Annotated in this window: 19 protein-coding genes and 2 pseudogenes; 7 read left to right on the plus strand and 14 right to left on the minus strand. The window is 53.9% G+C overall.

Features of this window, described 5'->3' with window-relative positions; translation table 11 throughout:
- Positions 1-351: 351 nt before the first annotated feature.
- Positions 352-921, minus strand: coding sequence for a DinB family protein (locus tag JMJ16_RS19185; protein ID WP_201384074.1), 570 nt, complete (start codon positions 919-921; stop codon positions 352-354).
- A gap of 238 nt (positions 922-1159) precedes the next feature.
- On the opposite strand from JMJ16_RS19185, the gene JMJ16_RS19190 reads away from it, so the two are divergent.
- Positions 1160-1741, plus strand: coding sequence for a DinB family protein (locus JMJ16_RS19190; RefSeq protein ID WP_201384076.1), 582 nt, complete (start codon positions 1160-1162; stop codon positions 1739-1741).
- 300 nt (positions 1742-2041) lie between these two features.
- Here JMJ16_RS19190 and JMJ16_RS19195 read toward each other — a convergent pair whose 3' ends face one another.
- Positions 2042-2875, minus strand: coding sequence for an NAD(P)-dependent oxidoreductase (locus JMJ16_RS19195; RefSeq protein ID WP_201384078.1), 834 nt, complete (start codon positions 2873-2875; stop codon positions 2042-2044).
- 436 nt (positions 2876-3311) lie between these two features.
- Complete coding sequence (locus JMJ16_RS19200; RefSeq protein WP_201384080.1) at positions 3312-3740, minus strand: nitroreductase family deazaflavin-dependent oxidoreductase; 429 nt, start codon at positions 3738-3740, stop codon at positions 3312-3314.
- A gap of 653 nt (positions 3741-4393) precedes the next feature.
- Between JMJ16_RS19200 and JMJ16_RS19205 the strand changes: the two are divergent.
- A pseudogene (locus JMJ16_RS19205) lies at positions 4394-5558 on the plus strand (RNA-guided endonuclease InsQ/TnpB family protein).
- A 366-nt stretch (positions 5559-5924) separates the two neighbouring features.
- On the opposite strand, the gene JMJ16_RS19210 reads toward JMJ16_RS19205, so the two are convergent.
- The gene (locus JMJ16_RS19210) at positions 5925-6827 is read right to left on the minus strand and encodes an aldo/keto reductase (protein ID WP_236601626.1); all 903 of its coding nucleotides are present in this window, start codon (positions 6825-6827) and stop codon (positions 5925-5927) included.
- A gap of 322 nt (positions 6828-7149) precedes the next feature.
- Here JMJ16_RS19210 and JMJ16_RS19215 point away from each other — a divergent pair, with 322 nt between their 5' ends.
- Complete coding sequence (locus JMJ16_RS19215) at positions 7150-7542, plus strand: MerR family transcriptional regulator (RefSeq protein WP_201384082.1); 393 nt, start codon at positions 7150-7152, stop codon at positions 7540-7542.
- Positions 7543-7576: 34 nt separating this feature from the next.
- Here the strand turns inward: JMJ16_RS19215 and JMJ16_RS57175 are convergent.
- From JMJ16_RS57175 to JMJ16_RS19230, 3 genes and pseudogenes are all read right to left on the minus strand, one after another.
- Positions 7577-7729, minus strand: a pseudogene (locus JMJ16_RS57175) (bifunctional ornithine acetyltransferase/N-acetylglutamate synthase); the annotation flags it as partial.
- Positions 7730-7998: 269 nt separating this feature from the next.
- Positions 7999-8610, minus strand: coding sequence for an RNA-guided endonuclease TnpB family protein (locus tag JMJ16_RS19225; RefSeq protein ID WP_201384086.1), 612 nt, complete (start codon positions 8608-8610; stop codon positions 7999-8001).
- The gene (locus tag JMJ16_RS19230; RefSeq protein WP_201384087.1) at positions 8535-9122 is read right to left on the minus strand and encodes a helix-turn-helix domain-containing protein; all 588 of its coding nucleotides are present in this window, start codon (positions 9120-9122) and stop codon (positions 8535-8537) included. The genes JMJ16_RS19225 and JMJ16_RS19230 overlap by 76 nt, the downstream gene beginning before the upstream one ends.
- A gap of 317 nt (positions 9123-9439) precedes the next feature.
- Between JMJ16_RS19230 and JMJ16_RS19235 the strand changes: the two genes are divergently transcribed.
- From JMJ16_RS19235 to JMJ16_RS19245, 3 genes are all read left to right on the plus strand, one after another.
- On the plus strand, positions 9440-10297 hold the full coding sequence (locus tag JMJ16_RS19235) for an NAD(P)-dependent oxidoreductase (RefSeq protein WP_201384088.1): 858 nt from the start codon (positions 9440-9442) through the stop codon (positions 10295-10297).
- Positions 10298-10566: 269 nt separating this feature from the next.
- Entirely contained in the window at positions 10567-13707 is a 3141-nt protein-coding gene (locus JMJ16_RS19240; protein WP_201384089.1) for a LuxR C-terminal-related transcriptional regulator, read from the plus strand.
- 144 nt (positions 13708-13851) lie between these two features.
- A complete protein-coding gene (locus JMJ16_RS19245) occupies positions 13852-15309 on the plus strand; it encodes a hypothetical protein (RefSeq protein ID WP_201384090.1) in 1458 nt (485 codons plus the stop codon).
- A 53-nt stretch (positions 15310-15362) separates the two neighbouring features.
- Here the strand turns inward: JMJ16_RS19245 and JMJ16_RS19250 are convergent, their stop codons facing one another.
- Positions 15363-15845, minus strand: coding sequence for an Lrp/AsnC family transcriptional regulator (locus tag JMJ16_RS19250; protein ID WP_201384091.1), 483 nt, complete (start codon positions 15843-15845; stop codon positions 15363-15365).
- 341 nt (positions 15846-16186) lie between these two features.
- Here JMJ16_RS19250 and JMJ16_RS19255 point away from each other — a divergent pair, with 341 nt between their 5' ends.
- Complete coding sequence (locus JMJ16_RS19255) at positions 16187-17104, plus strand: PhzF family phenazine biosynthesis protein (protein ID WP_201384092.1); 918 nt, start codon at positions 16187-16189, stop codon at positions 17102-17104.
- Positions 17105-17376: 272 nt separating this feature from the next.
- Here the strand turns inward: JMJ16_RS19255 and JMJ16_RS19260 are convergent, their stop codons facing one another.
- The 6 genes from JMJ16_RS19260 to JMJ16_RS19285 all read right to left on the minus strand — a co-directional run bounded on the left by JMJ16_RS19260 (position 17377) and on the right by JMJ16_RS19285 (position 25255).
- On the minus strand, positions 17377-18582 hold the full coding sequence (locus JMJ16_RS19260) for an enolase C-terminal domain-like protein (protein WP_374229034.1): 1206 nt from the start codon (positions 18580-18582) through the stop codon (positions 17377-17379).
- Between the two features lie 69 nt (positions 18583-18651).
- A complete protein-coding gene (locus tag JMJ16_RS19265; protein ID WP_201384093.1) occupies positions 18652-19692 on the minus strand; it encodes an ABC transporter permease in 1041 nt (346 codons plus the stop codon).
- Positions 19693-19709: 17 nt separating this feature from the next.
- Positions 19710-20999 (minus strand): RNA-guided endonuclease IscB, encoded by a 1290-nt coding sequence (gene iscB, locus JMJ16_RS19270; RefSeq protein WP_201384095.1) that lies wholly within the window; start codon positions 20997-20999, stop codon positions 19710-19712.
- Between the two features lie 273 nt (positions 21000-21272).
- Positions 21273-22847 (minus strand): sugar ABC transporter ATP-binding protein, encoded by a 1575-nt coding sequence (locus JMJ16_RS19275; RefSeq protein WP_201384097.1) that lies wholly within the window; start codon positions 22845-22847, stop codon positions 21273-21275.
- 60 nt (positions 22848-22907) lie between these two features.
- Positions 22908-23981 carry a sugar ABC transporter substrate-binding protein gene (locus tag JMJ16_RS19280; protein WP_201384099.1) on the minus strand — a complete coding sequence of 358 codons (1074 nt, stop codon included), beginning with the start codon at positions 23979-23981 and terminating at the stop codon, positions 22908-22910.
- 317 nt (positions 23982-24298) lie between these two features.
- Positions 24299-25255 (minus strand): TetR family transcriptional regulator, encoded by a 957-nt coding sequence (locus JMJ16_RS19285; protein WP_201384101.1) that lies wholly within the window; start codon positions 25253-25255, stop codon positions 24299-24301.
- Between the last annotated feature and the right edge of the window lie 4 nt (positions 25256-25259).

A 25259-nucleotide genomic window follows, 5' to 3' on the forward strand; every position in this document is an offset into this window, starting at 1 on the left:
ATGCGGAACGGGAAGCTTGAGCTTTTCTATCTCTATCTGTTCGCTCTTCTTTCCAAGACAGCTTCTTTAGCCACGTTGCCAAATCACGTTGTTACCGGTGTAGAAGTGGCAGGCCTTAGGCGTGGGAAGTTGTCGCAGATGTATTTTACCAAAAAACAAACAAAACGAAAAAGGGAGCGCAGACCTCGTTACCCGTGCGCCTGAGAAGGACTCGGCACCATATCCCTGATGCCGGGTTTCTCCACGCGCATGAATGCGGGGTCTGCTGCCTCAGTTTGATGATCATGCGGAATGGTGTGCTGAAAGCGGGTGACGTTTCAAACTTAGGGATGACTCATAGATACAAAAATGTCACACCCGAGCCGCGCTCGCCTGGCGCATAATTTCACGCAATTGATCAAGGTGGTCTGCATCGTGGTACAGACCCAGGATAAAGCGGCCAACGGCGTTGAGTTCGCCAGCTTGCGGGAAAGGTGAATAGGTGATATCCAGGTGAGGCTCGTCAGGCCACGCATCGAGCATGGCTTGACGCATCCGACGGCTCTCCTCAAGACGCTGGCGCACCTGGGCGATACTTGTCACGCTCTCCCATGGCGTCTCGTAACGCGAACGACCCTCAACCGGCAGGCCACGAGCCAGTACGAGAGCCAGCGCAGCTGCCTCTTCGGACGAAGCGGTGGCATGAACCACCACGTGGCCCAGAGTCCACGCCAGGGTGGACTCTTCGGGTTTACCAAAGGTATCGTTCGCGTTGGGGTCTACCGGCACGAATGCCACGTCCGCGTCAACTGCGTCAATGACGATCCTCTGCATTACATCGATCATTTCATTGGTAAGTTGATAAAGATCGGCCTTTGTCAGACCAGCAGCCACGTCTGCAAAGCTCTGAGAGCCGCTTTTTACTGCACTGAAATCGAGCATAGGGGTTTTCTCCTTAAATAACATTTGTTGGAAAATAAAAGAATCTTAGGTCTTATCCTGGCCTGTTTTTTTGAGCAAGCTGAGATTGTTCATCTCTCTACAAAACACTTTGTCAAAGCAGCCTATTCCATCCAGGATGGGGCTACGTCTCAAGGAGATGGTGAGCACATATGAGGGTAGATACTGACCGCTTTTAGTGATAGCATGTCGAGAAAAGAAGCAGAAAGGAACATATGTTATGGCTAAACAACCGATGGAGACGGTGTTGCGTCCCGCTCTGTGGTGTCAGTTCGACGCGGCCATCGATATGCTTGAAAATGCCCTGGTAGCCTGCCCTGCCTCGCTGTGGAAAGAGCGCCTCTGGAGCGCGCCCTCGGACCACTCTCTCCCGCCGTGGCTCCCACTGGAGTTCGCTCATTTCTGGCATATCGTGTATCATACGCTCTTCTGGCTCGACTTGTATCTCTCGGGCTCCCAGGAGGAGGACTTCGCTCCCCCCGCTCCCTTTATCTGGACTGAGGGCAACCCCGCCGTGTCGCCCGAACGGCCCTATACGAAGGAGGAGCTACTCGCCTACCTGGTGCAGATACGCCAGAAGTGCCAGACAACGATTGCTGATTTGTCAGACGAGAAAGCGCATCAGCAGGTCGATTACCCTTGGACCGAGGGAAAGTTGGTGAGCTATTTCGAACTCCTGTTGTACACTATGCGCCATGTCCAGGAACATGCGGCCCAACTAAGCCTCTTTCTCGGGCAACACGGCATCCCGGACGAGGCACTCGACTCGGTCGCGCGAGCAAAGGACGCACCTAGCAGCTAAGGCGCGCGAGGCGAGAGTTGGCGTGGTCGTCGGGACGACACGCGCAATCCCAAACACACGTCTTCCAACGGAGAAGACAGGAATGGTTTGATGATTTCAACAGAAGGAGTCGGGAGCAGAAAGCAAATAGAGAGAAGCATAGGGATACATATCAATTTTTTTGCAAGCACAGCCATTCATTTCTACAGGAGGCGCGCCTCCTGTAGAAATGACCATGTGCAAAGACATGACGCGCACCCGAAGTTTGGTGGAGATAGTGACCAGTGCTTTCTCGCCACGATCTCTGTAACAGAAGCAGAACTATACCTGTTTGCGCCAGGAATATTTGGGATTGTAGCCTAGTAGTTTGCGGGCTTTGTCGATCGAGAGCAGTGTCTCATGCTCGCCGACTCCCTCACGTAGTGGCACGCTGGGATAGACTTCGGCCATTAACTCGCTGTTGGTCTGATTCTGTGTGGTATCCGCAGCGGCAATAATAAAGGTTTCAGCGCCAGTGATATCGGCTTCGAGACCCAGGCGGCAACTCTGTGCGACATCACGGGCGTCGACGTATCCCCACAAATTCCATTTGCGCGTCAGTACGTCCTCTGAAAACGATGGGAAGCGAGCGTAGTCGTGTGGCTCCATGATATTAGAGAAGCGCAAACCTACAAAAGGGATGCCACTCCAGCGGTTGAATTGCCGGGCCATCTCTTCACTGATGACTTTGGAGAGCGCATAGCTGGACTCTGGATAGAGAGGATGCTGTTCATCGATAGGAGCATAACTGGGTTTCTCACGGTCGAAAGGCAGGCCCAGTGTGGTCTCACTTGATGCCCATACAACGCGCTTCAGGCCTAATGAAACAGCTGCGCTAAAAATATTGTATGTACTGAGCGTATTATTGCGAAAGGTTGTGCCCTCTGTCTGCCTGCCGGGTGCCGGGATTGCGCCGAGATGCACGACGCCACAGGCTCCTTGAAGTACCTCGATGGTCTGCCCCAAATCTGTCAGGTCAACTTTCAGAAATGGTGAAATCTCTTCACGAGGTGGCACCAGATCGACATTGAGTACTTCATAATTATGATCTATGAGCTCGCGAATCACGGCTCTCCCGGCCTTGCCACTACCGCCGGTAACAACAATCTTTTTCATCAGACCTCCCGCTTCTGGATACCCCTGCCTAGAGGCATGGGAAGGAAAGAAGCGTTCCTTCCTCGGGGAGAGGAGTAACGTTGCCGGTTGCTCCGTATGCCCTCAACGCAACAAATGTCGTCCGCCCTTGGGAAGAGCCGACCCGCCTCCTTGCCTCAGCGGATCGGCGTATCGGGCAAGACCGCTGATAATCACCAGAGTGGGTCGTGCCATCTCCCAAACAGGTCACGTGATCATGCACTAGGAACCGACAAAGGGTTTCGCTCGACGAACTGGCGCTGATGCCAGTATGGATAGATGCCCACGGATCTCTCCTCAGGTACCTCCCTCTTATGAGGATGAGACTCTTAGGAACATTATGGTGGTACTGGTACATTGGGCCAAACTTGAGTCTGGCACACATTTGGTGATTCGACGTTCCCAACGCTCTCCTCTTTCAGGCCAGCGGATGCAAGATCACCACAGGAATCTTGCGGGTGGTGCGTCTGGCATACGCTTCCCAGGGGGGATTCTGGGCAATCAGCCGCGGCCACAACTGGGCGTACTCCTCCGGTCCGGCCACGGTGGCCAGCGCGGCCTGCCGGCGGCGTCCAATTTGGATGCGCACGTGAGGATTGCTGAGTACGTTATGATACCAGCCTGGATGACGATCTTGACCATTATTACTGGCCACGATCACATAATTGGCTCCATCAGGCATATACTGCAAGGTGTGACTGCGCTTCTCGCCGCTTTTGCGCCCGGTTGTATGGAGTACTAACATTCCCATTTTCCCCAAGCGACTTCCCAGCCGCCCATCGCTCTTTTCATAGACCCAGGTCATCGTGCGATCAACCAGGGTCACCACAAAGTGAGAGAAAGCCATCAGAATAAAAACCTTCCTTCCCAGTCGAAACTCAGGCTTACTATAGCACATGGCTGCTCATTTCAGCATGGCATGGGACCCTGGCCAGGGACTGCGGAGATCATTTTCAGAACCCTGAATCGAATCACCAAATGTGAAACGTCATGCGTTGCAAACGCACCACTCCGCATGAGGTCTACACGACCTCAGAAGATACTTCCATGAAAAAGTGTGCGCTGATGTGACGTGCTGAAAGAAACGAAACGAGGGAAAAAAGGGTAAAAGAAAGAGGCCGGTGATGCGTCGGCGCCATCGGATGAGATCTAGAGAGAGGGCGATGGGATGCCAAGCGTGATCAAATTCTTCCATACGTGCTTCGCCGAGGTCGGCGAGCGACAGACAGTGGTGCTTGTGCGGCATCCTCAATCATACTGTTGGTCCGGCTCGTAGCGCGAGTATCAATCCGATCTCTGACATGGCCCTCTCTCGGGTACAGTGTAACACTTTTTCATGCGCAGTGGTGCGCTTCTGGCGCATGAATTACTGCTGGCGAACCTTAAAGAGGTTTCAACAGTATTGAAAAAGCGAGGAAAATAGGGTAAGATGTAGTTATGGAACATATGTTTTAAGCAACAACCTTCTTCGAGCAGCGGTTCTGTGAAAGGATGTGAGGGATGATCAAGGCGCATAAGATCAGACTCCATCCTACAGCGGAGCAGGTGGTGTACTTTGCCAAAGCCGCCGGGACCGCACGCTTTGTCTGGAACTGGGCATTGGCTGAGTGGAACCGCCAATATGAAGCCGGGGAGAAACCCACCGCCTTGAAGCTCAAGAAGCAATTCAACGAGATCAGGCGGGAGCACTTTCCTTGGACCTGGGAAGTGACCAAGAACGCCTCTGATCAGCCATTTCTGGACCTGGGTAAGGCGTTCACAGCCTTCTTTGCAGGTCGTGCACACCGCCCACGCTTCAAGAGCAAAAAACGAAGTAAACCGAGCTTCTACCTTGCCAATGATCAATTGGAACTGGGCGATCATCGTCTGTGGATTCCCAAGCTCGGATGGGTGAATATGGCGGAGAAGCTGCGTTTTACCGGCAAGGTGACCGGAGCGCGGATCACGAAGTCGGCGGATTGGTGGTTTGTGTCCATCCAGGTCGAAATGCCTGATGCTGTCGCGGTGAAGAGACCAGGGGCTGTCGGCATGGATGTAGGACTGAACCGACTGGCAACCTTGAGTACGGGAGAGGGAGTCGAGAACCAAGCCTTCCTCAAAACGGCTCTGGGGAAACTTCGCCGGGCGAACAAACGGCTGCATCGCAGGAAGCTTGGATCGAACAATCGGGAAAAAGCACGCCGAGAGGTGGCCCGCCTGCACTACCGAATCACCTGCATGAGAGATGATGTGCTCCACAAGTTGACCACCAGGCTTGCGAACTGCTACGGGATGATTGGGATTGAAGACCTCAACATCAAGGGGCTGCTCAAGAATCGGCGTGTGTCGCGTGCGTTCTCAGATGCCGCACTGGGCAAACTGTTCTCCCTGCTCGACTCAAAGGTGACGCAGCGTGGTGGACAGGTGGTCAAGGTGGGGCGTTTCTTTCCTGGAAGTCAAGACCAGCCACTGTTGTGGCTGGAAGTGGGAAGCAATGACGCTCGGAGACCGCGTCTTTCGCTGCCAGAATGCGGTATGCGCCTATTCTCAGTTCCCGCAAGATCGTGATCAGAATGCTGGCCAGAATATCCTGCGGGAAGCTCTCCACTTGATCGGGCTGATTGATCAAGTCGTCACCGGTATTGGCTCAGACGAGGACGGAAACTTGCCTGCGGACGCGGGGTAAGACCAAAAAGGCGTCGGTCTTGGCGGCTCCTACGGATGAAACAGGAACAACAAAAGGTGTAGTAGAGCTATGCGTGCATACGTTTTACTACATTAATTGGAGCAGAGTGATGAGACAGCCAAGCAACAGAGACACTGTGACCAGATCAGATCAACGAAGACGTATGAACCAGGCAAATGGGCAGCAAAAGATGCATATGTTGATCTCTGATACATGATGCTGAAGATCCAAGGGACTTCAGTGTGATTGAAATCCAGGCGCACTTTTTACGACGCCTTCCTGATGCGATAGGGAGGGATTCGCCAGCAGTGAGTCGTACCAGAACCAAGTTTTACCCAATTTACCAGTACCACAAGAGGGAACGTCCTATGCGTGAGCAACACGGCGAATCGCCTCGAACTCGTCCTGGCTCAGTCTAATCTTGGCAGCCTCGACGTTCTCTTCAAGGTGCTTGACCGAAGCGGTGCCGGGGATGGGCAGGATCGTTGGTGAGCGTTTCAGCAACCATGCCAGGGCAATCTGGCTGGATTGTGCGTTGTAGCGCCTGGAAATTTGATCCAGGACACTCCCTGGACGTGCCAAGTCACCGACCGACCGAGGATGCCAGGGAATAAAGCCGATGTTCTCTCGTGCGCACAGATCGATCAATGCTGCGGTTTGCTGGATATCTATTCCCACAGCCTGTGGTTGCTCCAGATTGTAGTGGTTTTGCACCGTTACAATGGGTACAATCTTCTGCGCCGCCGTAAGCTGATCAATGGTCACATTGGAGAGACCGACATGGCGGATCTTGCCCTCAGCTTTCATCTTGGCGATCTCACCTACAGAGTCTTCAAACGGGACCCTCGGATCAGGATAATGCAATTGATACACATCGATCTGATCAACACGCAGACGTCGCAAGCTGCCTTCCAGATCCTGGCGCAGGCGCTGTGGACGTCCATCCGGTCGGAACTGGTTAGGGCCAGTACGTAGCAAACCACCCTTCGTGGCAATAACCAGGCCCTTTGGATAGGGGTAGAGAGCTTCGGCAATCAAGGACTCACTGATCTCGGGTCCATACGCTTCGGCGGTATCAATGAGGGTGATCCCCAGGTCCCATGCGCGCTTCAAGACAGCGATTGCCACATCCTTATCCTTTGGTGGTCCCCAGATGCCCTCACCAGTGAGGCGCATTGCCCCAAAGCCGAGACGAGAGACCGGTAAATCACCACCAATCGCAAAGACACCGCTTGCTGCCGCGATTTGCTCGTTTCTGTTCTCCATCATATTCTTTTCCCTTTCTGGAAATAGAATTACATCATAAAACGTGCATAATAGTCGAAAAAGGCAAATCCTATGCGCATCTGTCACACAACAGATGACGCATCTGACTGGCTGCGTCCTTCTACACATGTTCATAGATCGAAGCCTACACCTTTGAGTGCACTCTTAGTCAAGGGGTCCAGCACTCTTGCTTGCCTTCGTTAAGAGAGAAAAAACTCCACTTTCCTCTTGACTGAGAGTGCACTCAAAGATGTATGTTTAATGCAGACAGTATTGCGTCTTCCTCTCTGAAGAGGTCAAAAGTGACAGCAGGAAAGGGAAAACAATGGAACAGCAGGTTGCAGAGAAAGCCTTAACCATCCAGCAAATGGCACAGGCAACCGGGCTAAGCGCCCATACCTTGCGGTATTACGAACGCGCTGGATTAATGATCCAGCACGTTGGGCGAGATGAGAGGAATGGCTATCGCTTCTATAGCCAAGAGGATGTGGCCTGGATTGAGTTCCTCAAGCGCCTACGAGCGACGGGGATGCCTATTCGCGATATCCAACGGTATACCGAGCTCCTCCACCAAGGAGAGCAAACCATGCCCGAACGTCTGCAACTGCTCAAACAGCACCAAAGCCGGGTAGAAGAACATTTGAAGGAAGTAAAGCATCATCTTGAAGTGATCACCTTTAAGATTGTCTGCTATGAACAACTGCATACCCAAGAATAGCACAAGAATTCTATGGAAGACAAAAACATTCTCAAATGGAAACCTTCTCAAGGACAATAGCAGTTTGCTCTTCACACTTGCCGATAACCATGGCGATCCGACCCCAGTTAGGGTCCGCGCAAAAAATGGCTGTCTTGACCAACGGGGAATTGACGACAACTTTCGCGACACGTTTCGCCTGCGCAAATCATTCGGTGTCCGCAACCGTTACTTTGGCAGTGCATCGTCGAAGCCACTCGCACAAAAGATCTCTTAAAATATGCTCTAAGAGCCGACAAGCTACCTTACTATACAAGTGGATCAACCTCAAAAACCGTTCTCCGAAACTTAGCCATATATAGACATGCCATACACAGTGTTCGGTTCCTGCTTCAATGCAGACAGCAAGCCTTTCGCTCGTCTTACACCTGCTCTACAGGCGTCAATTCCCGCAGAACTTGCGGTACTCCGTTTTCATCAGGCCAATGCCGCTAAATTTCTAGCGGCGTTGTAGTCTCGATCCTGTACACTTCCACAATCCACGCAGGCAAAGACACGATCCGAAAGCCTCAGCGTCTCATTGACCCAGCCACAACACGAACAGGTTTTTGAGGAGGGTTCCCAGCGGGAGGCCAGCAGCACCTTCACCCCTGCCTGTTCTGCTTTGTAAAGGATTTGCCGCTTGAACTCGTACATGCCCACATCGGCGATCGCTCGAGCCAACCTGCGGTTCTTGAGCATGCCTGTGATGTTCAAATCCTCTACCACAATCACACGCGGTCGCTCTTGATCGGGCTTGGTTCTCGCCACGATCTGAGCGGTCGCTTTGTGCAAGACATCTTTGCGCACATTGGCGATCCGGGCATGCATCCGCGAGAGGCGCTGCTTCGCTTTCTGGCGATTGCGTGATCCTTTGGCCTTGCGGCAATGGCGCCGCGAGAGGCGTTTTAACGCCGTGATCTTCTTGCGCAGCGCCTTGGGGTTCTCGAAGGTGCGTCCATCCGAAAGGGTCGCTAGCCGCTTGATCCCCAGGTCAACACCAATGACGTCGCCTGTGGCTGCTTGGGGTTCTTTCGCTTCCTCGTGCACACAGATGGAGACATACCACCTGCTTGCTCACGGATGGTGGCACTGGTGATCTTAACGTTCAGAGGGAAATAGCCGTGCTCTTTGAGTCGGAGCACACCTAAACGAGGCAACTGGATGGCATCAGGAGACACCCGAATACTCCCAGTGAAGCGTGCGCCACCGATGGCTTTCTTCCGGCTTTTGAAGCGGGGATAGCCACACTTGCCTTTCCATTTGCCCTCTTTTTTGAGCTGGCATTTGCGAAAGAAGTGCTTGAAGGCGGCATCCAGGTCACGTAATCCCTCTTGGAAGGCGCACTTGCTGACCTCATACATCCAGGGCTCAGAGGTCTTGAGGGCATTGATTTCGCGATGCAGATCGATGGCGGTGGGCGTTTTCGCTCCTGCCTTGTAGGCTTCCTGTTTGCGGCGAAGACCATAATTGTAGGCCCAGCGAGAGGCTCCAGCATGTTTGCGGCACAGCGTCTTTTGCACGTTATTGAGGTCGAGTTCCACCCGATAGCCACGTATCATCTCTTGCTCTTCTTCCTTTATGATGAATGTAGAACAAATATACCAGAAAACCACTGCTTTGGCAAGGGGGGATACATGTCCCTATTTGTCTACACCTGTCTAGATAATGTAAAACTAACTATAGCCCTCTACGAAAAGCTCGGTTTTATCGAGAAAGAGCAGAAGTTGGTATACATGGTCTTCTCGTGGAACTACAGTCAGAGATATTCGCATAATGGCTATCTCATTCCAACTTATAATGGCTCTTTTTCACAAGCCACTTTCATGATAAAGTCTCCCTTAAACGATACGATAGAGGCAGCGAAGGACAGTTAGAAATGAAGATATTACTTGTGGGTGCTGCAGGAGTTATTGGGCGCAGGCTCATCCCTTTACTGGTCGAGTCAGGCTATGAAGTGATCGGAACGACACGCGCAATCGAGAAGAGAGAGATGCTTCAGAAACTAGGCGCGTTTCCCGTAGTTGTTGACGTGTTTGATCGCGAGGAACTCTTCAAAACTATGCGCGAGGTACGGCCGGATGTAGTCATCCACCAACTTACAGATCTTAGTATGCGAGATCTCGCAGCAAATGCCCGTATACGCCGGGAGGGGACGCGGAACCTGGTTGACGCTGCCCATGAGGTGGGAGTGCGCCATCTCATCGCACAAAGTATCGCCTGGGCTTACGCGCCCGGCAAGGGGCCAGCTGATGAGGATGTTCCCCTAGACATCGAAGCACCGGAGCCGCGCTGCACAACTGTTGAAGGGGTCCAGGCGCTTGAACAGGCGGTTGGCGAGATGGAGCGAGGTATCGTGCTGCGCTACGGACTACTCTACGGGCCTGGAACATGGTATGCTCCTGACGGCTCTATTGCAGAGCAGGTAAGACAGGGCCAGGTGACCGCCGATGAGGGTATAACCTCCTTCCTCCACGTCGATGACGCCGCACGCGCCACCCTGCTCGCTTTGGGCTGGCCTAGGGGTGTCTTCAATATCGTGGATGATGTGCCAGCCCCCGGCACTGCCTGGCTCCCAATCTACGCAGCGACCCTTCATGCCCCACCTCCGCCCATAAGCGCAACCCAACCCCGTGCCGCTCGCGGAGCGACAAACGCCAAAGCCCGCCGCCTCTGTAACTGGCAACCCTCCTATCCGGACTGGCACGAAGGCTTTACTCGCGCCGCGCAGGAGTAATGCGGCAACAGACAGAGCCAACCTGAATGAAAAGATACAACACACAAACTATTTTTCGCGAAGCAATGTTGCCTGTTCTTGCGTCCAGGTCAGTGCCGCCTGGACAAACAACCTTGCCCTATCTGATATACCCACTTGCCCCACCTTTGGAAAATCCCAGTCTCAGTCTGTTTGCGTTATTACCTAAACATGGTTCCTGTGCTATACTTTTCCCCAAAGTGATGGTTTTAGGTAATACATTCACCACTCTTTCTCACGAAGGACTGTTCATGCCCAAACGAGTGATATATCTGGTCCATTGGTCTCAGGAGGCACAAACCTATGAACTTTCTGATGGCAATAGCACTCTTCTCTATGACCTCACTGCTGAGCGTCCTACCTGGTTGGCGTGGTTAGAGGACATCTCTTCCTTTGCCTTTCGTAGTCGATCGGGGGTCCATTATACAGTGCGAAAAGAGCGTGTCCAGAGGAATGGGCCCTATTGGTATGGCTATCGTTCTTGCCAGGGAAAAACCATCAAGCGCTACCTGGGTCGAATGACAGATCTCTCTCCTGCGCATTTAGAGGACGTGGCGCAACGTTTCACACAGGCTATCTCTTCTCGCGTTGTCGATTCCACGCAACCTTCGTCCACCCCGTTGTCTTCTCCCCTGCTCATGTCCAGATTCCACCCTCCTCGCCTTCCGCTTGCGCTTGTAGAGCGCTCGCACCTGTTTGCAAAACTTGATGCCTGGCGCTCGCATCAACTCACACTCGTCTGGGCACCCGCCGGTTTTGGAAAAACGACCCTGGTCAATTCCTGGCTGGCTGAGCGTCAGGCACACCGCGCCATTGCTCGTACGGCCTGGGTCTCCCTGGAGAAAAACGATAATGGCCCCATTCATTTCTGGTGTTCTCTCATTCGTGCCTGCCAGACGTGGCACAAGGAGATCGGGGAAACGGCGCTCGCGCACCTGCGCTCCACGCTCCAACCGCCTTTTGCCTCGGTCCCCCTACGCACCATACTGACCACATTTCTCAATGATCTCGCCACCCAGGAAGGCCCCGGCATCCTGGTTCTGGATGAGTATCACGTCATTACCGACTCCCGCCTTCACGAGGCTATGGCCTTTTTTCTTGAGCACCTTCCGCCCCAGTTACATGTGGTGATCCTGACGCGGAGCGAGCCGCCTTTCCCTCTCGCTCGCTGGCGCGCGCAGGGGAGTATGCAGGAGTTTGCTCCGGCTGACCTGCGTTTCTCAACGCTGGAAACGGCGACCTTTCTGCAACACATCACCGGCTCCGCCCCCTCTGAGCAAACAATCGCCCACCTTGAGACGCTTTTGCAAGGGTGGCCGGCCGGGCTCCGCTTGCTCAGCCTGACTGGTCACATGATGCCGGAGCGCGTGGAACGGTACCTCACCACGCTGCATGGATGGCAGTACCTCGACTCCTACCGTCGCCAATTGCTCGACTACTTTGTCGGTGAAATCCTAACGACCCAACCTGAGCCACTTCAACGTTTTTTGCTCCAGACAAGCGAGCTTCCCCTTCTGACCGGCCCACTGTGTGATGCCGTCACAGGCAGGCAGCAGAGCGCCTCGCTGCTAGAAACACTCGAACGAGCTGGTCTCTTCCTGGAAGCGCTGGATGAAGCAGAAGCGTGGTATCGCTATCACTCCCTGTGGGCTTCAGCTATGCGCCTTGAAGCCAGGCGGCGTCTGGGAGAGGAGGCGTTGCACACCGTGGCACAGCAAGCAAGTCACTGGTATGAGCAACATGCTCGGCCTGGAGAGGCTATCGAAGCCGCTTTGTGCTCCCAGGATACTGAACGTGCGACACAGCTGATCGAACGTTTTGGTGCCAGCGGCCAACGATATGAATTACACACACTAAGAGGTTGGTTAGAACAGATCCCGGACGCAGTCGTGAAGGCACATCCAACACTCTGTCTCTACGCTGCTCTCACCCTCCAGTTCCAGGACGGGCAAATCCCTCCTTCCCACAAGGAGAAGGAACACATCGAGGCTTTGCTCCAAAGAGCAGAAGATGCCTGGCGCCAACTTGGGAAGCTGTCCTGGGTTGGTATGATTTTCGCCTTTCGGGCGCTCAACGCGTCACTTCATCCTTCTTCCCAGCAGGAGGCAGTGGAGCATGCCACGACGGCCCTGAGGTTCTTCGCAGATGGTGATTCAGATAATGATGATGGGCGAGTAGGCACGTGGGAGTGGCGCACCATCTGCCTGGGAATTGTTGGATCAGACGCCTTACATCAAGGACGCTTTGAAGAGGCCCAGCGGCTCCTGAAAGAAGCGCTTACCAGCAGTCAGGAGCGCTCCAGCAGCCAGTTCCTAAGCGAGATCTACCTGAGGATGGGAGCCGTCAGTACGGCCTTAGGTGAACTCCATCAAGCGCATGCGTATTACCGAGAGGCCCTCTCCTCAGGACACTTACAGGAGAATAGCGAAGACTGCGTACGGGCGTTACTTGGTCTGGCGCAGCTCTCTCTTGAATGGAATGACCTGAAAGCCGCAGAACAGCGAATCAGCGAAGCATTGGAGCGTACACAAAAGTTGGGGCAGGAAGGCAACGAGAGAGTTACGTATTTCCTTGCGCTCCTTTCTGCCGCACGCGGTCAGGAGGACGCAGCATCTCTTCGGCTCGCCACGCTCCTTGCGCGACTGCACATCGCCTCGACCCAGGAGACAGAGGACCTGCTCCCTGAAGCTCTGGCCTTGCAGGCCCGTCTCCAACTGGCCACAGGTGATCATCTCGTGGCCCAACGCACGGTAACGGCGCTGGCAAACATAGCAGGGACATCATATTCCTTTCCTCAACGCATGATGGTGAACATCCTCCAGGCACGCCTTCAGCTTGCGCAGGGCGAGACCAACACCGCTGTGTGTCTGCTTGAGCAGCTCCTGCTGATGGCCCAGGAAAAACGGTATGTACACGGACAACTAGAGATCCAGGTGCTTCTGGCTCTGGCGCAGATGGCCTGTAAGCAGCGAGACGGGGCTCGGAAGTGGCTCCGGCAAGCCCTCTCCCAGGCACACAACGAAGGATTTCTCCGCGTCTTCCTCGCCGAAGGGGCGCCCCTGGCTCGCTTGCTCCGTTCACTGCTGCCTAGCATTCGTGAAAAAGCACCGCGTTCCTTTGGACAGATGCTCTTGCGCGCTTTGACAATCCCTGGAGGGGAACGCACCCTCTCGCCCTCTCCCTTCGAGCAGCAGCCATTCGAGCCGCTTTCTCCGCAGGAACAGCGTGTCTTGCAGTTCCTGGTCGCCGGGCACACCAACCAGGAGATCGCCAAAGAACTGGTCATCTCGGTCAATACCGTGAAGGACCACGTCAAACATCTCTATCGCAAGCTGGGCGTCAGCAATCGCCTGCAAGCCTATGAGGCGGCACACCACCTGAAACAGCTCTAACGAGACGCCCTCCCGCACTTAGAAGCCCCCCATAAAACCACCCGGCTGGAGGATGTCAATCTACCTGCCTATCCTCTATACTTCCAGCAGTCGCTTGAGAAAAGCGCAAGCGAGTAGCGAACAAGAACGGAAGGAAGAGCGTATATGAATCAGGATAACCGATTTAACGAGCGAGCAACTGGAAGAGATGAGCGCATCAAGCAACATTCCCCATTTGGTATTGTGCGAGGTCCGCTCTATGGTCATATGGGAGTCAGGGCAGATGTGTTCATGCCACAGGTTCACCAATTGGGAGCACACCTGGTCAGGCTCTTTCTTTTCTGGAACCAGATAGAACCTGAGCGAGGGCGCTTCGTCTGGGATGCCGTTGATGCGTTGCTGGAACAACTAGGGCCGTCCGATGATGCGTGGATCACGCTCCAATCTAGTTCGTCGTGGGCCACGCGGCATGCCACTAATTTTCAGCCACCCTCCCCGGCGCGTCATCCAGAGGAGTATGACCATTTTGTGCGTACGCTGGTCTCACACTGCAAAGGGCGGGTCCGTTACTGGCAATGCGAAAATGAGCCGACGAACCCTCTGCTCTGGGAAGGAACAGCGCAAGACTATGTGAACCACCTCAAGGTCTTCTCGCGTGCCGTCAAAGAGGTTGATCCAGAGGCCATAGTGATACTTGCCGGCGCCGTTGACGCATTTTACCCATCCGCCGACGCTCAGCATCCTGATCTGCAAGCGGAGCAAGACTTCTTTGATTACCTACTACGGGAAAGTGCTAGCGACTTCGACGTTTTCGATCTCCATCTCTATGGCGACCTTGATGCCATCACAGCAAACATCAATGCGGTTAGACAAAAAATGGCCGCCCTGGGATATCAGAAGCCGATCTTCTGCGGTGAATACAATGGCCCGAGTTTCTTCAATTTTGTGGAGAATCTGCCCATTCTGCAAAACATTTTCATAAAGATGATGGAAACCCCACAGGGCGAGTCCCTGGCACAGGCCACGCAACGAGATGCTATTGCTGAGCTGTATGAGCAGAGGAAAATGCTGCCACCACAAGCACAGATGTTTATGCAGGGTTGTTCCCCCGAACTGGAACAGAAACGCCATCGTATCAACTGCCGTGAAATCGTCACACGTTGCATGCTTGCACTTTCAGCGGGCGTCCAGAAAATGCTCTGCTGGAATCTGGCCAATGAGAACGTTGATCGCGCGAATCTGATGCATTTGCTCTTTGACAAGTATAAGCTGCTACACTATGAAGATGGGGTGTTCAAGCAGCCCTATCCAGCGGCAGAGACATATCGCAGAATGACGGATGCGCTTCACAACATTGAGCACGTTCAACGAATCACTGTTCCCGAGCATCCAACCATCTCTCTGTTTGAAGTCCAGCGACGGGAGCGAAGTCCCCTGTTTGTCATCTGGGAACAACGTGACACCTTCTCAGGCGAAGATGAACCCTCCACGCCCTTTACATGGACATGGTCTGCGCCACAGGCTCAAGCTATTGATGTGTTTGGCCAGAAAATTCCAACAGAGGTGCGTGATGGTCAGGTGCATCTCTCAGTCTCACTCACACCAGTGTTTCTCACACACTAAGGGAATCTCGCCAAATACCAGTGTGGCAAAGAGAAGACTTGCCATCAACCATTTCACCTTTTCCCTTGTTCAAGCATCTTCTGCGTGATAACGTGCTGCTTTTCGGGCTGAGAGAACGTAATCGAGGTTGAAGGCTGACCATAGATGGCAAGTTGGTCAAGGATGCTATCCAGGTGATCGATCGAGGTTGCGGCTACTTTGACTAATACCTGATCATTGCCAGCCATGCGATAACACTCAAGCACCTCTGGGAGTTCACTGACAGCGGAGGCGATGTTCCGACAGTGAAGTCCCGCCGCTGGCACTAAACGAATCATCGCTACAAGTGGTAAACCGAGCTGAGCGAGGTCTACCTCAGTATGATAGCCCCTAATAATTCCCTGTTCCTCCATCTTACGCATTCGCTCAGCTACGGCGGGCGCAGTGAGTCCCACCCGTTGCCCTAACTCGCTGTAGGAGAGGCGTGCGTTCTGTTGCAATGCTTCAAGCAGTTGCCAGTTTGTCTCATCAAGAGGCTTTTTGGTTTCCAAAGCCATTGTTCGCTTTTCCTTTGGTATCTGAAGTTTTCTGGGAATATTACTTTCATTTTTTTCTCCACTTTACCACAAAATGATGCTACACTGGAAACGCAGAGCAAGCAGATCAGGAAAGCCATTGCGAGCATTATTTTGCGCATGAGTGCCTTCCTTTTGCTCTCCCACTTCTACCTTTTGTTCCTCTCAGAGATGGAAGACGGGTACGTGCGCCTGCTGGATGGGCTTTCGGATGCACCACAATCGTCACGAGACCTTGTGCATTCCCGATGACAAAAATAAGGTCAACAGCATGTTATCGTTGCATGAAATGAGCCATCGTAAGACAAGAGAAGGAGAAACCAATGAGAGAGCAGCATATTCGTTTCTACATAGTTGATGTCTTTGCACAGGAGCCACTGAACGGTAACCCACTCGCGCTGGTGGTGAATGCACAGGACCTGAGTCAGGAAACCATGCAGCGGATCGCACGCGAATTTAACCAGTCAGAGACCACCTTTCTGCTCCCTCCAACCAGGCAGGAAGCCAATTGGCGTCTACGTTCATTCACCCCAGTAGGAATAGAGGTCGGAGGTGCTGGTCATAATGCGCTTGGGGCCTGGTGGTGGTTGGCCGAAGCAGGACAACTGGAACTGTCTGGGCCTCAGACCACCTTTCAACAGGAGATAGGGGAACAGGTCCTAGCAGTGGAAGTATTGGCGGAAAAGAGAAGAGAGGGTGCACTGTGGGAACCGACCACCATCGGGATGAGACAGACAGCACCATCATTTGGAGACACCCATAAAAATCAAGTGGAGTTGGCAGCAGCGCTTGGTCTGGAGGTAGCCGATCTGGCTGTAGAGGGTTTACCGGCGCAAGTTGTTTCCACGGGGGCAGCACATCTACTTGTTCCAGTACAGAACCGCGAAGCAATAAGGCGCGCTCAACCAGATGCGAAACGTCTGTATCAACATCTTCACTCAGTTGGTGGTCAAGGCTGCTATCTGTTTAGCCTGGACCCAGTCGATCCGGATGCCGCTGCTCATACACGCTTCTTCAATCCCACGGAGGGGATTGTCGAAGATCCAGCCACGGGAACTGCGGCTGGCCCACTCGCATGTTACCTGGCAAAGTATGGTCGGATCAGCTCTTCGGGAACAGTGACGATTGAGCAGGGATATGAGTTGATGCGGCCAAGCCGTATTGAGATACGCTTGCATGGCGATGAGGTACGCATCTTTGGCGCTGGCGTGACGGTGGCTGAAGGTGTGCTACGGCTCTAAGCTCTCATGCCACTTGGTACGGTCCAACACCAGTATGATGCACCTATCTGGACCAGCGCTAATAGCTTACGCAAAGCGCTTTCTTAGGAGGGCTTGAGCAATGAAATGGCCAGTGGTAAGCGACCGTGAGATAAATAAACCTCAAAATCTGCTCAGTCTTGGCGTTTATTACCATCGCCAATGGATCTATGTGGGAAATAGCGGCAGCGATGTGTACACCTTTTGGCAGACATGTGAAGATCGCGGATATAATCGTACAAAAAAGCACAGCCTTAGGGTCGCGCTGCGGTGCCATCTGGTGTGCGCGCCAGGGTCCACTGTGGTGGCCCATCTGAACAGGGATAACGCGCGGCCAGTTGTTCATCGATAGCAATACCCAGTCCTGGCCGCTCGTTGGGATACATGTAGCCGTTTCGCACTTCCGGACACCCTGGAAATACCTCGCGCACAGTTTCACTGAAGCCGCTCCACTCCTGTACGCCGAAGTTATGGCAACTTAGATCCAGGTGCAGGTTCGCCGCATGCCCAACCGGCGAAGTATCGCCTGGTCCATGCCACGCGGTACGCACGGCAAAGGCTTCACACAAGGTTGCTAATTTCCTGGCCGGTGTCAGTCCACCAATCTGGCTTACATGCACGCGGATGAAATCGATCAGGCGCTGGGTAATCAATGGCATCCACTCGTGCTGGTTGTTAAACAATTCGCCCATCGCGATGGGCGTGGCGCACTGTTGCCGCAGCATCTCAAGCCAGCCGCCCTGCTCCGGTGGCAGGGGATCTTCAAGAAAGAACAATTCGTATGGCTCTAGCTTCTTCGCCAGGTGTAGGGCCTCAATGGGCACCAGGCGTTCGTGAACATCGTGCAACAATTCTGCCTGGAAGCCAATGTGTGCGCGTATATACTCAAAGAGCTGCGGTATGCTGCGCGCATAAGCGGCCGGGTCATAGTATGTCCCTGGCTGTGCCTCCTCCGGAAACCGGTTGAGCGACGTCTTACCCCCATAGCCTCCCATCTGACAGCGTATGTAGTGATATCCCTGCTCCATCAATGCCTGAACGCGCTCTAGCACTTGCGCCTCGTTTTTCCCATCTGCATGCCGGTAGACCGCTGCGGCTTCGCGGCACTTTCCTCCTAGTAGTTGGTAGATGGGCATATCAGCAAGCTTCCCTTTGATGTCCCACAGGGCAATATCCACGCCTGAGATGGCATTGTTGAGCACTGGTCCATTGCGCCAGTAGGAATTAACCCACATCGTTTGCCACAGGTCTTCAATCCTGTGGACATCCTTTCCCAGCAAGAATGGCCTTAGATACTCCTCCACGGCACTTCGCACAGCCAGGGGACGTTGCGTAAAGGTCGCGCAGCCCAGGCCATAGAGTTCCGGCTCAGTGGTCTCGACCTTGACGATCACAAGCCGATTTGCGCCGTCTGGCATCGTTAAAATAGTTCGAACATCCCTGATGGCCAACATCATCAATACCCTCCTCGGTCATAATTATTCAGAACGCCTCGACGCCAGATTTCGCGCGGGGAGCACTCAGAAACATTATGCGCTCTCGGTACCGATCAAGCGGGCAATACCCAGTGCAATTAAGATAATAAGCCCATTGGCCGCATCTATCCAGAACGTCTGGATTTGCGAAAGAATGAGGATGTTCGTGACCAGCGCCAATAAGATGACACCCGTGAGGGCACCCACGATACGTCCTCGACCGCCATCCAAGGAGATACCACCAATCACGGCGGCCGCAAAGACCGAGAAAATGAGATTGTTACCCTGGTTGGCGGTTACCGCCACCACCTGCCCCGCTGTCATCAGTCCGGCCAGCGCAGCCAGGAGGCTCCCGACAATAAACACTCCTATGCGGATACGGTCTACCTGGATCCCAGCAGCTAGTGCCGCTTCCGTGTTCCCTCCGATAGCATAGATAGCGCGTCCAATCCGATGGTACCTCAGAAAGAGTGCCGCGATCAGGAAGATCGCGCCAGTAATCCACACCGAGACCGGAATCCCTAGAACGTATTCCGACCCCAAATAGATATATGCAGCGGGCAAGCGATAGATGGTGCGTCCACCCACAATACCAACCTGGATACCTGCCAGGAGGATCAGCATGGCCAGGGTAAAGATAAAGGCATTGAATCCCAGCTTGATCACCAGGATACCATTAAGAGTTCCGATCACCAGACCTATGAGCAGAACAATGGCGATCCCAAGCAAGGGAGGCCAGTTGGTACCCAGGCCCTGGCTATCCTTTGAGACAATCAGCCATGCTCCTACCATTGGTGCCAGGCCATACGTCGATTGCAGAGACAGATCAAACTTGCCGGTGAGCAAGATGAGGGTCTCGGCCACCACAACGGCACCTAAAGCCGCCGATTGCTGCGCAACGTTGATGAAGTTATCTGCAGTCAGGAACGCGGGATTGACAAAGGCGCCCACGATCACGATCAAAATAATGATCGGAAGCAGGGCCAGTTCTCGGATCCAGCTGGTCGCCATGGAGCGCCCACGACGCAGAAGCGTCCCATCTGTAGGCTGTTGCAATGGTTTGACCTCGTGTTCGACCATCATAAAATTGCGCAATGCGGGGACCCCTGGCTTTAGACATGGGGAGGAGCATTGCGCACTCCTTTCTGTGTGTACTCATAGCCATCTGCTTGATGGATACAACGCATATATTTGGGATGGATATCGACCTTCCCAAGGCGAAACGACGGACGATGGCGAATGGCTATTCTTCCTTCAAATGTTCCTTTGGGGGTAATGGCTTTCACCATATCACCTGTGCGATATCCAAGAAACGTTTTTCTTCGTTGTTTATGTTTTTCTGGGAATCCGTACTTATCAGGAACGCACATTTGTCTTCTTCCATGACCATTGGCAGTAATAAGCAAAGGAACCACCCCTTTGTGGGAAATGGCAGAAGGGGTGCTCTTGCCCACGCAGGTGGCATCGAGCCAATGCGTCTTGGCTAGCCCTCTTGTGGTTCGGTTGTACTTGGTCAACCCACCACTGCCGCACTCGACAGGCAAGCCACATGCTTTGAGCCGTTCAAGCAAGGCAAAGCGTGTCGCATTCACGGCACTGGCATCCTTGAGAGGCTTTTTGACCTGAGCCAGAATGCGCTTAAGCACATCAGGCTTCTTCGCAAGAAACACCGCAATATCCTGCGTCCCTTTGGCACTATTGCATGGCTCGCAGGCCAGGGTAAGATTGCTTATCCTATGGGTGCCACCGTTGGCGCGAGGATGAATGTGCTCAATTTGCAAGGGCACATCTTGCTTGCCACAATAGGCGCATGTTCGCTCCCATTTTTCCAGCAAGTATTCCCTTACCTCGTAGCCTTGCAGCGTGCCTTGCTGGTATTCCACTCCTGTAATATCGGGATTCTCCATCAGTTGCATATCAAACTTGACCAATTCCTGGCTCAGAGCAGTAATGGGAGCAGAGCGACACAAGCGAGCTACCCACGTCAGAATAGTGGCAAGGCGACTTTCCAGCGATGGTGGCAACCACCCTTTCTTGCGCCTTCTATTCTGAAATCGCGGTTTGCGATACCTTGTTTTGCGGTTGCGTCGTCTGCGTCGAACACCACGGCGACTATCCAGGCTATCTTTTATGGCGTGCCCACGATGCTCAAGTTCAGCCGCGAAAACAACGTTCCCGTTGGTATCGTTCACCAGGGCAATACCCGTGGTTTTGCTGCCAGGATCAAGCTTGAGGCGCAAGGGGTGCACCTCTGGCTGATCTACCACCCGTTTGAGCACAATGGTAAATGGGTATCTCCTGTACACGGCGGCTTTGCCCTGTGTGAGCAAGCGCCTTGCACGTGCTGGATGCACTGGGTTTAACGGTTTATAGTCACTATCAATCACAAAAACATTGCTCAAGTTGAGCCTCTACTTTCGTAGGTAATGTGCGCCTCGTCAATGTTAGCGAACGGTTTTACGTACAACACACGTCCTTAACCCTCTAGGGATGTTTAATGCTGTACCGTAGCGGTTGGAGCTGGCAAAGCACCCCAACGTACCTATTTCGTTCCTAACGTAGCCCGATAGCCTTGATGATTCTATCCATCAAGTCCGCTCTGGCTGAGACTGGTCAGGTCCAGGCTTACTTACGCAAGCCCCTGCCTTTAGGCATGGGGTTCCTGACTGACTTTCTCATGACAATTCCTCCCCGTTCGTTTCGGCATACCCTTGTGCGGATGCCGGCTCAAGCCCCTCAATTGCAGTAATGAGCACATGGCGGTCCCAGGGCGGCTGGTACTCCTTGACCAATCTCCCTTTGACCATGACTAGCAAGCGTGTGCAGATGCGCAGGTCATCCAGATCGTCAGAGACGAGTAAGACAGCCGTCCCATCCACGCGGGCAGCATCGATTACATTGAGAAGCGCCTCCTTAGCGGCGACATCCACCCCGACCGTAGGCGTCACGACCACCAGGACCTCGGGTTGCCGGGCCAGTGCTCGCCCAACCACTACCTTCTGCTGATTTCCTCCACTCAACTGCCCAACTGGCTGATCGAGGCCGCTAGCGACGATCCCCAGTTGTTTGACCAGGCGTCTAGCAACCGTTTGACTGCTGGAACGCGAAACGATGCCCCCCTTTGCGACACGATCCAGAATGCATAATGTCAGGTTCTCTTCAACACCAAGATACGGCACGAACCCGCGTGCATGCCGATCCTCAGGCACATAGGCAATCCCCTGTCGCAAGGTAGCGTCTACTCTGCCCGCCTGAATCGGCTTGCCATTGAGCTTAATTTCTCCCGAGGCCGGTTTTCTCAGACCAACGACAGCGTCCGCGACAGTCGTCGTACCAGAACCCTGTAAACCGACCAGGCCAATGCACTCCCCCTCCCCCACCGTAAAACTTACATCCTGCACAGGGCCCAGGGTGGCGGGGATATGCAGGTGCGAGATTTCGAGCCGTGGGCGTGGGGAAGCGACGACCTGGCTCGCGACTGCGCTGTTTGTTTCCTGTTGCGGCGCAGCTCCAACCATCGCCTCGACAAGTTGCTCCTGCCCGATCTCCTCAACCTGCCTGTTCACCACACGCACGCCGTCGCGCAGGACGGTGACCTGATCGCACACCTCATAGATCTCCTCCAGGTGGTGCGAGATAAAGAGGATAGCGACGCCGCTCTCCTTAAGGCGACGGATCCTTTCAAAGAGCCGTTCAATCGCGACCTTCTCCAGCGATGCCGTGGGTTCATCAAGAATGAGAAAACGCGCTCCCGCCGAAAGGGCACGCGCAATCTCGACGATCTGCCGCTGCTCAACGGTCAGGTCATGCGCGCGACGGTTGATATCCAGGTCGAAGCCCCAGTCGAGCATAACCTGCCGTGCCCGCGAACGCATGGTACGCCAGTTGACGATCCCTCGGTACTTGCCGGTCACGCGATTAAGAAAAATATTTTCGGCGACGGTCAGGTTGGGAACGACCATCGATTTCTGGTATACACAGGCCACCAGGTGCTGCCAGGCGGCGCGATCCACCAAAGGTGGCGCGACTTCACCTCCGATTCGAACGACGCCGCGGTCGGGGTACGTCATACCGGTAAGGATGGCAACCAGGGTAGATTTCCCGGCCCCGTTACGCCCAACCAATCCGTGGCACTCACCGGCCCTGACCTCAAGTGAGATATCACGAAGGGCCTGGGTTTCACCAAAGGCTTTCCAGATGCCCTGTGCTACCCCCACAGAGGGCTGGGCGGGGCCCAGTCCTCCATTCACAGCTTCTCCTCTCACGATTCCTCCTATATGTCAGGATCTCTCCGCTTTCAGGCTCTTCCCTTAGGAGGTCGACTTCGCATTTCCCCACAGATTGGGATCGCCCACGTTGGTTTTGTCGACGATAGGCGCCGGAAGTGCGTCCTCAAGGTTGCCTTGCAGGCTAACGATGGTGCTCTTATGATCGGTGCTCTGTCCGGCGGAGTAGGTCTTGCCCTCCAGTGCAGCCCGGGCATAGAAGACGGCATATTGCGCGTAGGCATTAGCGGGTTGCGAGATGGTTGCATCAAGCTTGTTGCTGCGAATGAGGGCATGTTCATGCGGCACGCCATCATTGCCAACCAGCACGATATGTGACGATCCCCCCACAGAGGTGAACTTGCCAGCAGCCTGTTCAGCCGCTAGAATACCATCCTCGGGTGCGCCCCACTCCACATAGATGCCTTGCAAATCCGGGTAGGTACTCAGCGCCGTCTTGGCGTCGTTAACAGCGGTCGGCGTATCCCATTTCGTGGCGTACTCAACCGTCTTGAATTGCGGATAGTTCGACTTGATCACCTGGGTGCAGCCATCGGTCCGATCCTTGCCGTTGAGCGAGGCCAGGTCGCCCTCCAGGATCGCGATGTGCCCACCGCTGCCAGATGCATGGGAGGCAATATATTTGCAGGAGTTTTGTCCATACAGTACATTATCCGCGCGTACAATCATAAAGACCTTGCCCGTGCTTGGCGCGACATCGACGCTAATCACGGGGATGTGCTTGCTGGCAGCGTAATCGAGCGCGGGAGCAATCGCGGCGCTATCAACCGGGTTGACGATCAGCGCCTGGGCGCCTTCCTGGATAAGGGTGCGAATATCGGTAATCTGTTTGGCAGCGTCATTATTAGCGACCAGGGGTCCAATTAAGGTTGCCTTATACTGAGAGGCGAACTTGGTCTCATAGGAGATATAGTTAGTCCAGAAGTCGGTGTTGTTGAAGGTGAGTGACACACCAAGTTTGAAGCTATCGCCTGGCGCGAGTGTCCCACCTGAGGATGAACCAGCTGTCGTGCTACCTCCGCATCCTGCGAGGGCAAGTGTGGCGAGGATAACGAGTATCCCCAGTGCTCGTAGACGGCTTGCGAACTTCGATGTCATGGTTTTCTCCTCCCGAAATATCAGCTACTATGCTGACATACAAACGCTATACTTCTTCGGAGCCATGTCTAGTATTGGGAAGTCCTGAAGTCAAGGGTTGTATAAGCGCCTCCTTTCCTCTGCATGGATGCACTTATTTAGATAAAAGCGGCACCTCATTACTCTCTTCTGTTTTATGTATTACATGCTAGCAGAAACGGCGTTCAAATTCAACCATATTCCCTACCCACGCCCCCCTGAGGGACCCACGAACTGCGCAACGAGATGATCATGGGTAGCGAGAAAGCAGAAAATGTGTCTCTTTTACCCGTAATGAGTCATGATTCGCCTGGCTTCGCGTCCTTGAGATAGCGATAGAAGCTGGCACGAGAGATCCCGAGCGTCGAACAGATCTCCTCAATGGACTTGGTCTTATCAGCATACAGACGCCGAACCTGGTCGACCTGGGCAACGGTCTTCAATTTCTTCGAACGCCCGCCTTTTCTTCCTCTCGCACGGACGGATCTGTGGGCACGCGATCGATCATCCTCCACCTTCGCCTGATCACCCACTTGAAGCTGTTCTTGTGCGCTTGCCACAGAACGATCCAGATACTGCGTCAAGGTATGGGAAGCCATCTGGAGTGAGCTGGATGGAAGCAGGTCACGAGGCTCTAGGGTGCGATGACCCGTTTCAGCTATCAACTCTGCCAGCTCCTCATCAGAAGGTTTGAACGCATCTGGCAAGAAGGGAACCGCGAGGAAAAAACCGGTAAAAATAGAACTGAAAAGGGCTCCTAGTATGTGCAGAGAGAGATCAGCGCGCACCAATCCCTGTTGGCGCAGCGCTTCCAGATAGGCCGTGAAGCCTGCCAGCACCTCTGTCGAGAGAATGCCGCCCTGCTCGCGCTGGATAACCTCCCCGAAGACCTGTGTATCATGCAGCAGAGCTGCTTTGAGCAATGGGCGCTGCATCAGCGCAAGTGCTGCGTGTTTGAGAAGCCCATGCAACGAGGCTCCCACAGGATCGCCTGCAATCCGCTGCTTGATGTCTTCTGCCATCGCGACCTTTTCCCGGAGAATGAGCGCAGCGAAGAGCGCTTCTCGCGAGTCCCAGTGCAGATAGAGCGTCCCCTTCCCGACGCCGGCTTCCTTGGCGATCTCCTCGATGGTGATCTTGTCATAGCCATCGTGCAAGATCAAGGTCGAGGCCGCATCCAGAATGCGCTGTGCTCGGGCCTCACGTCTCTCTCTGGTCTGCATCTGTCGGCTTTCTCGCCTGTTCTGCTGTGCCAAATAT

Source organism: Ktedonobacter sp. SOSP1-52, assembly GCF_016587395.1.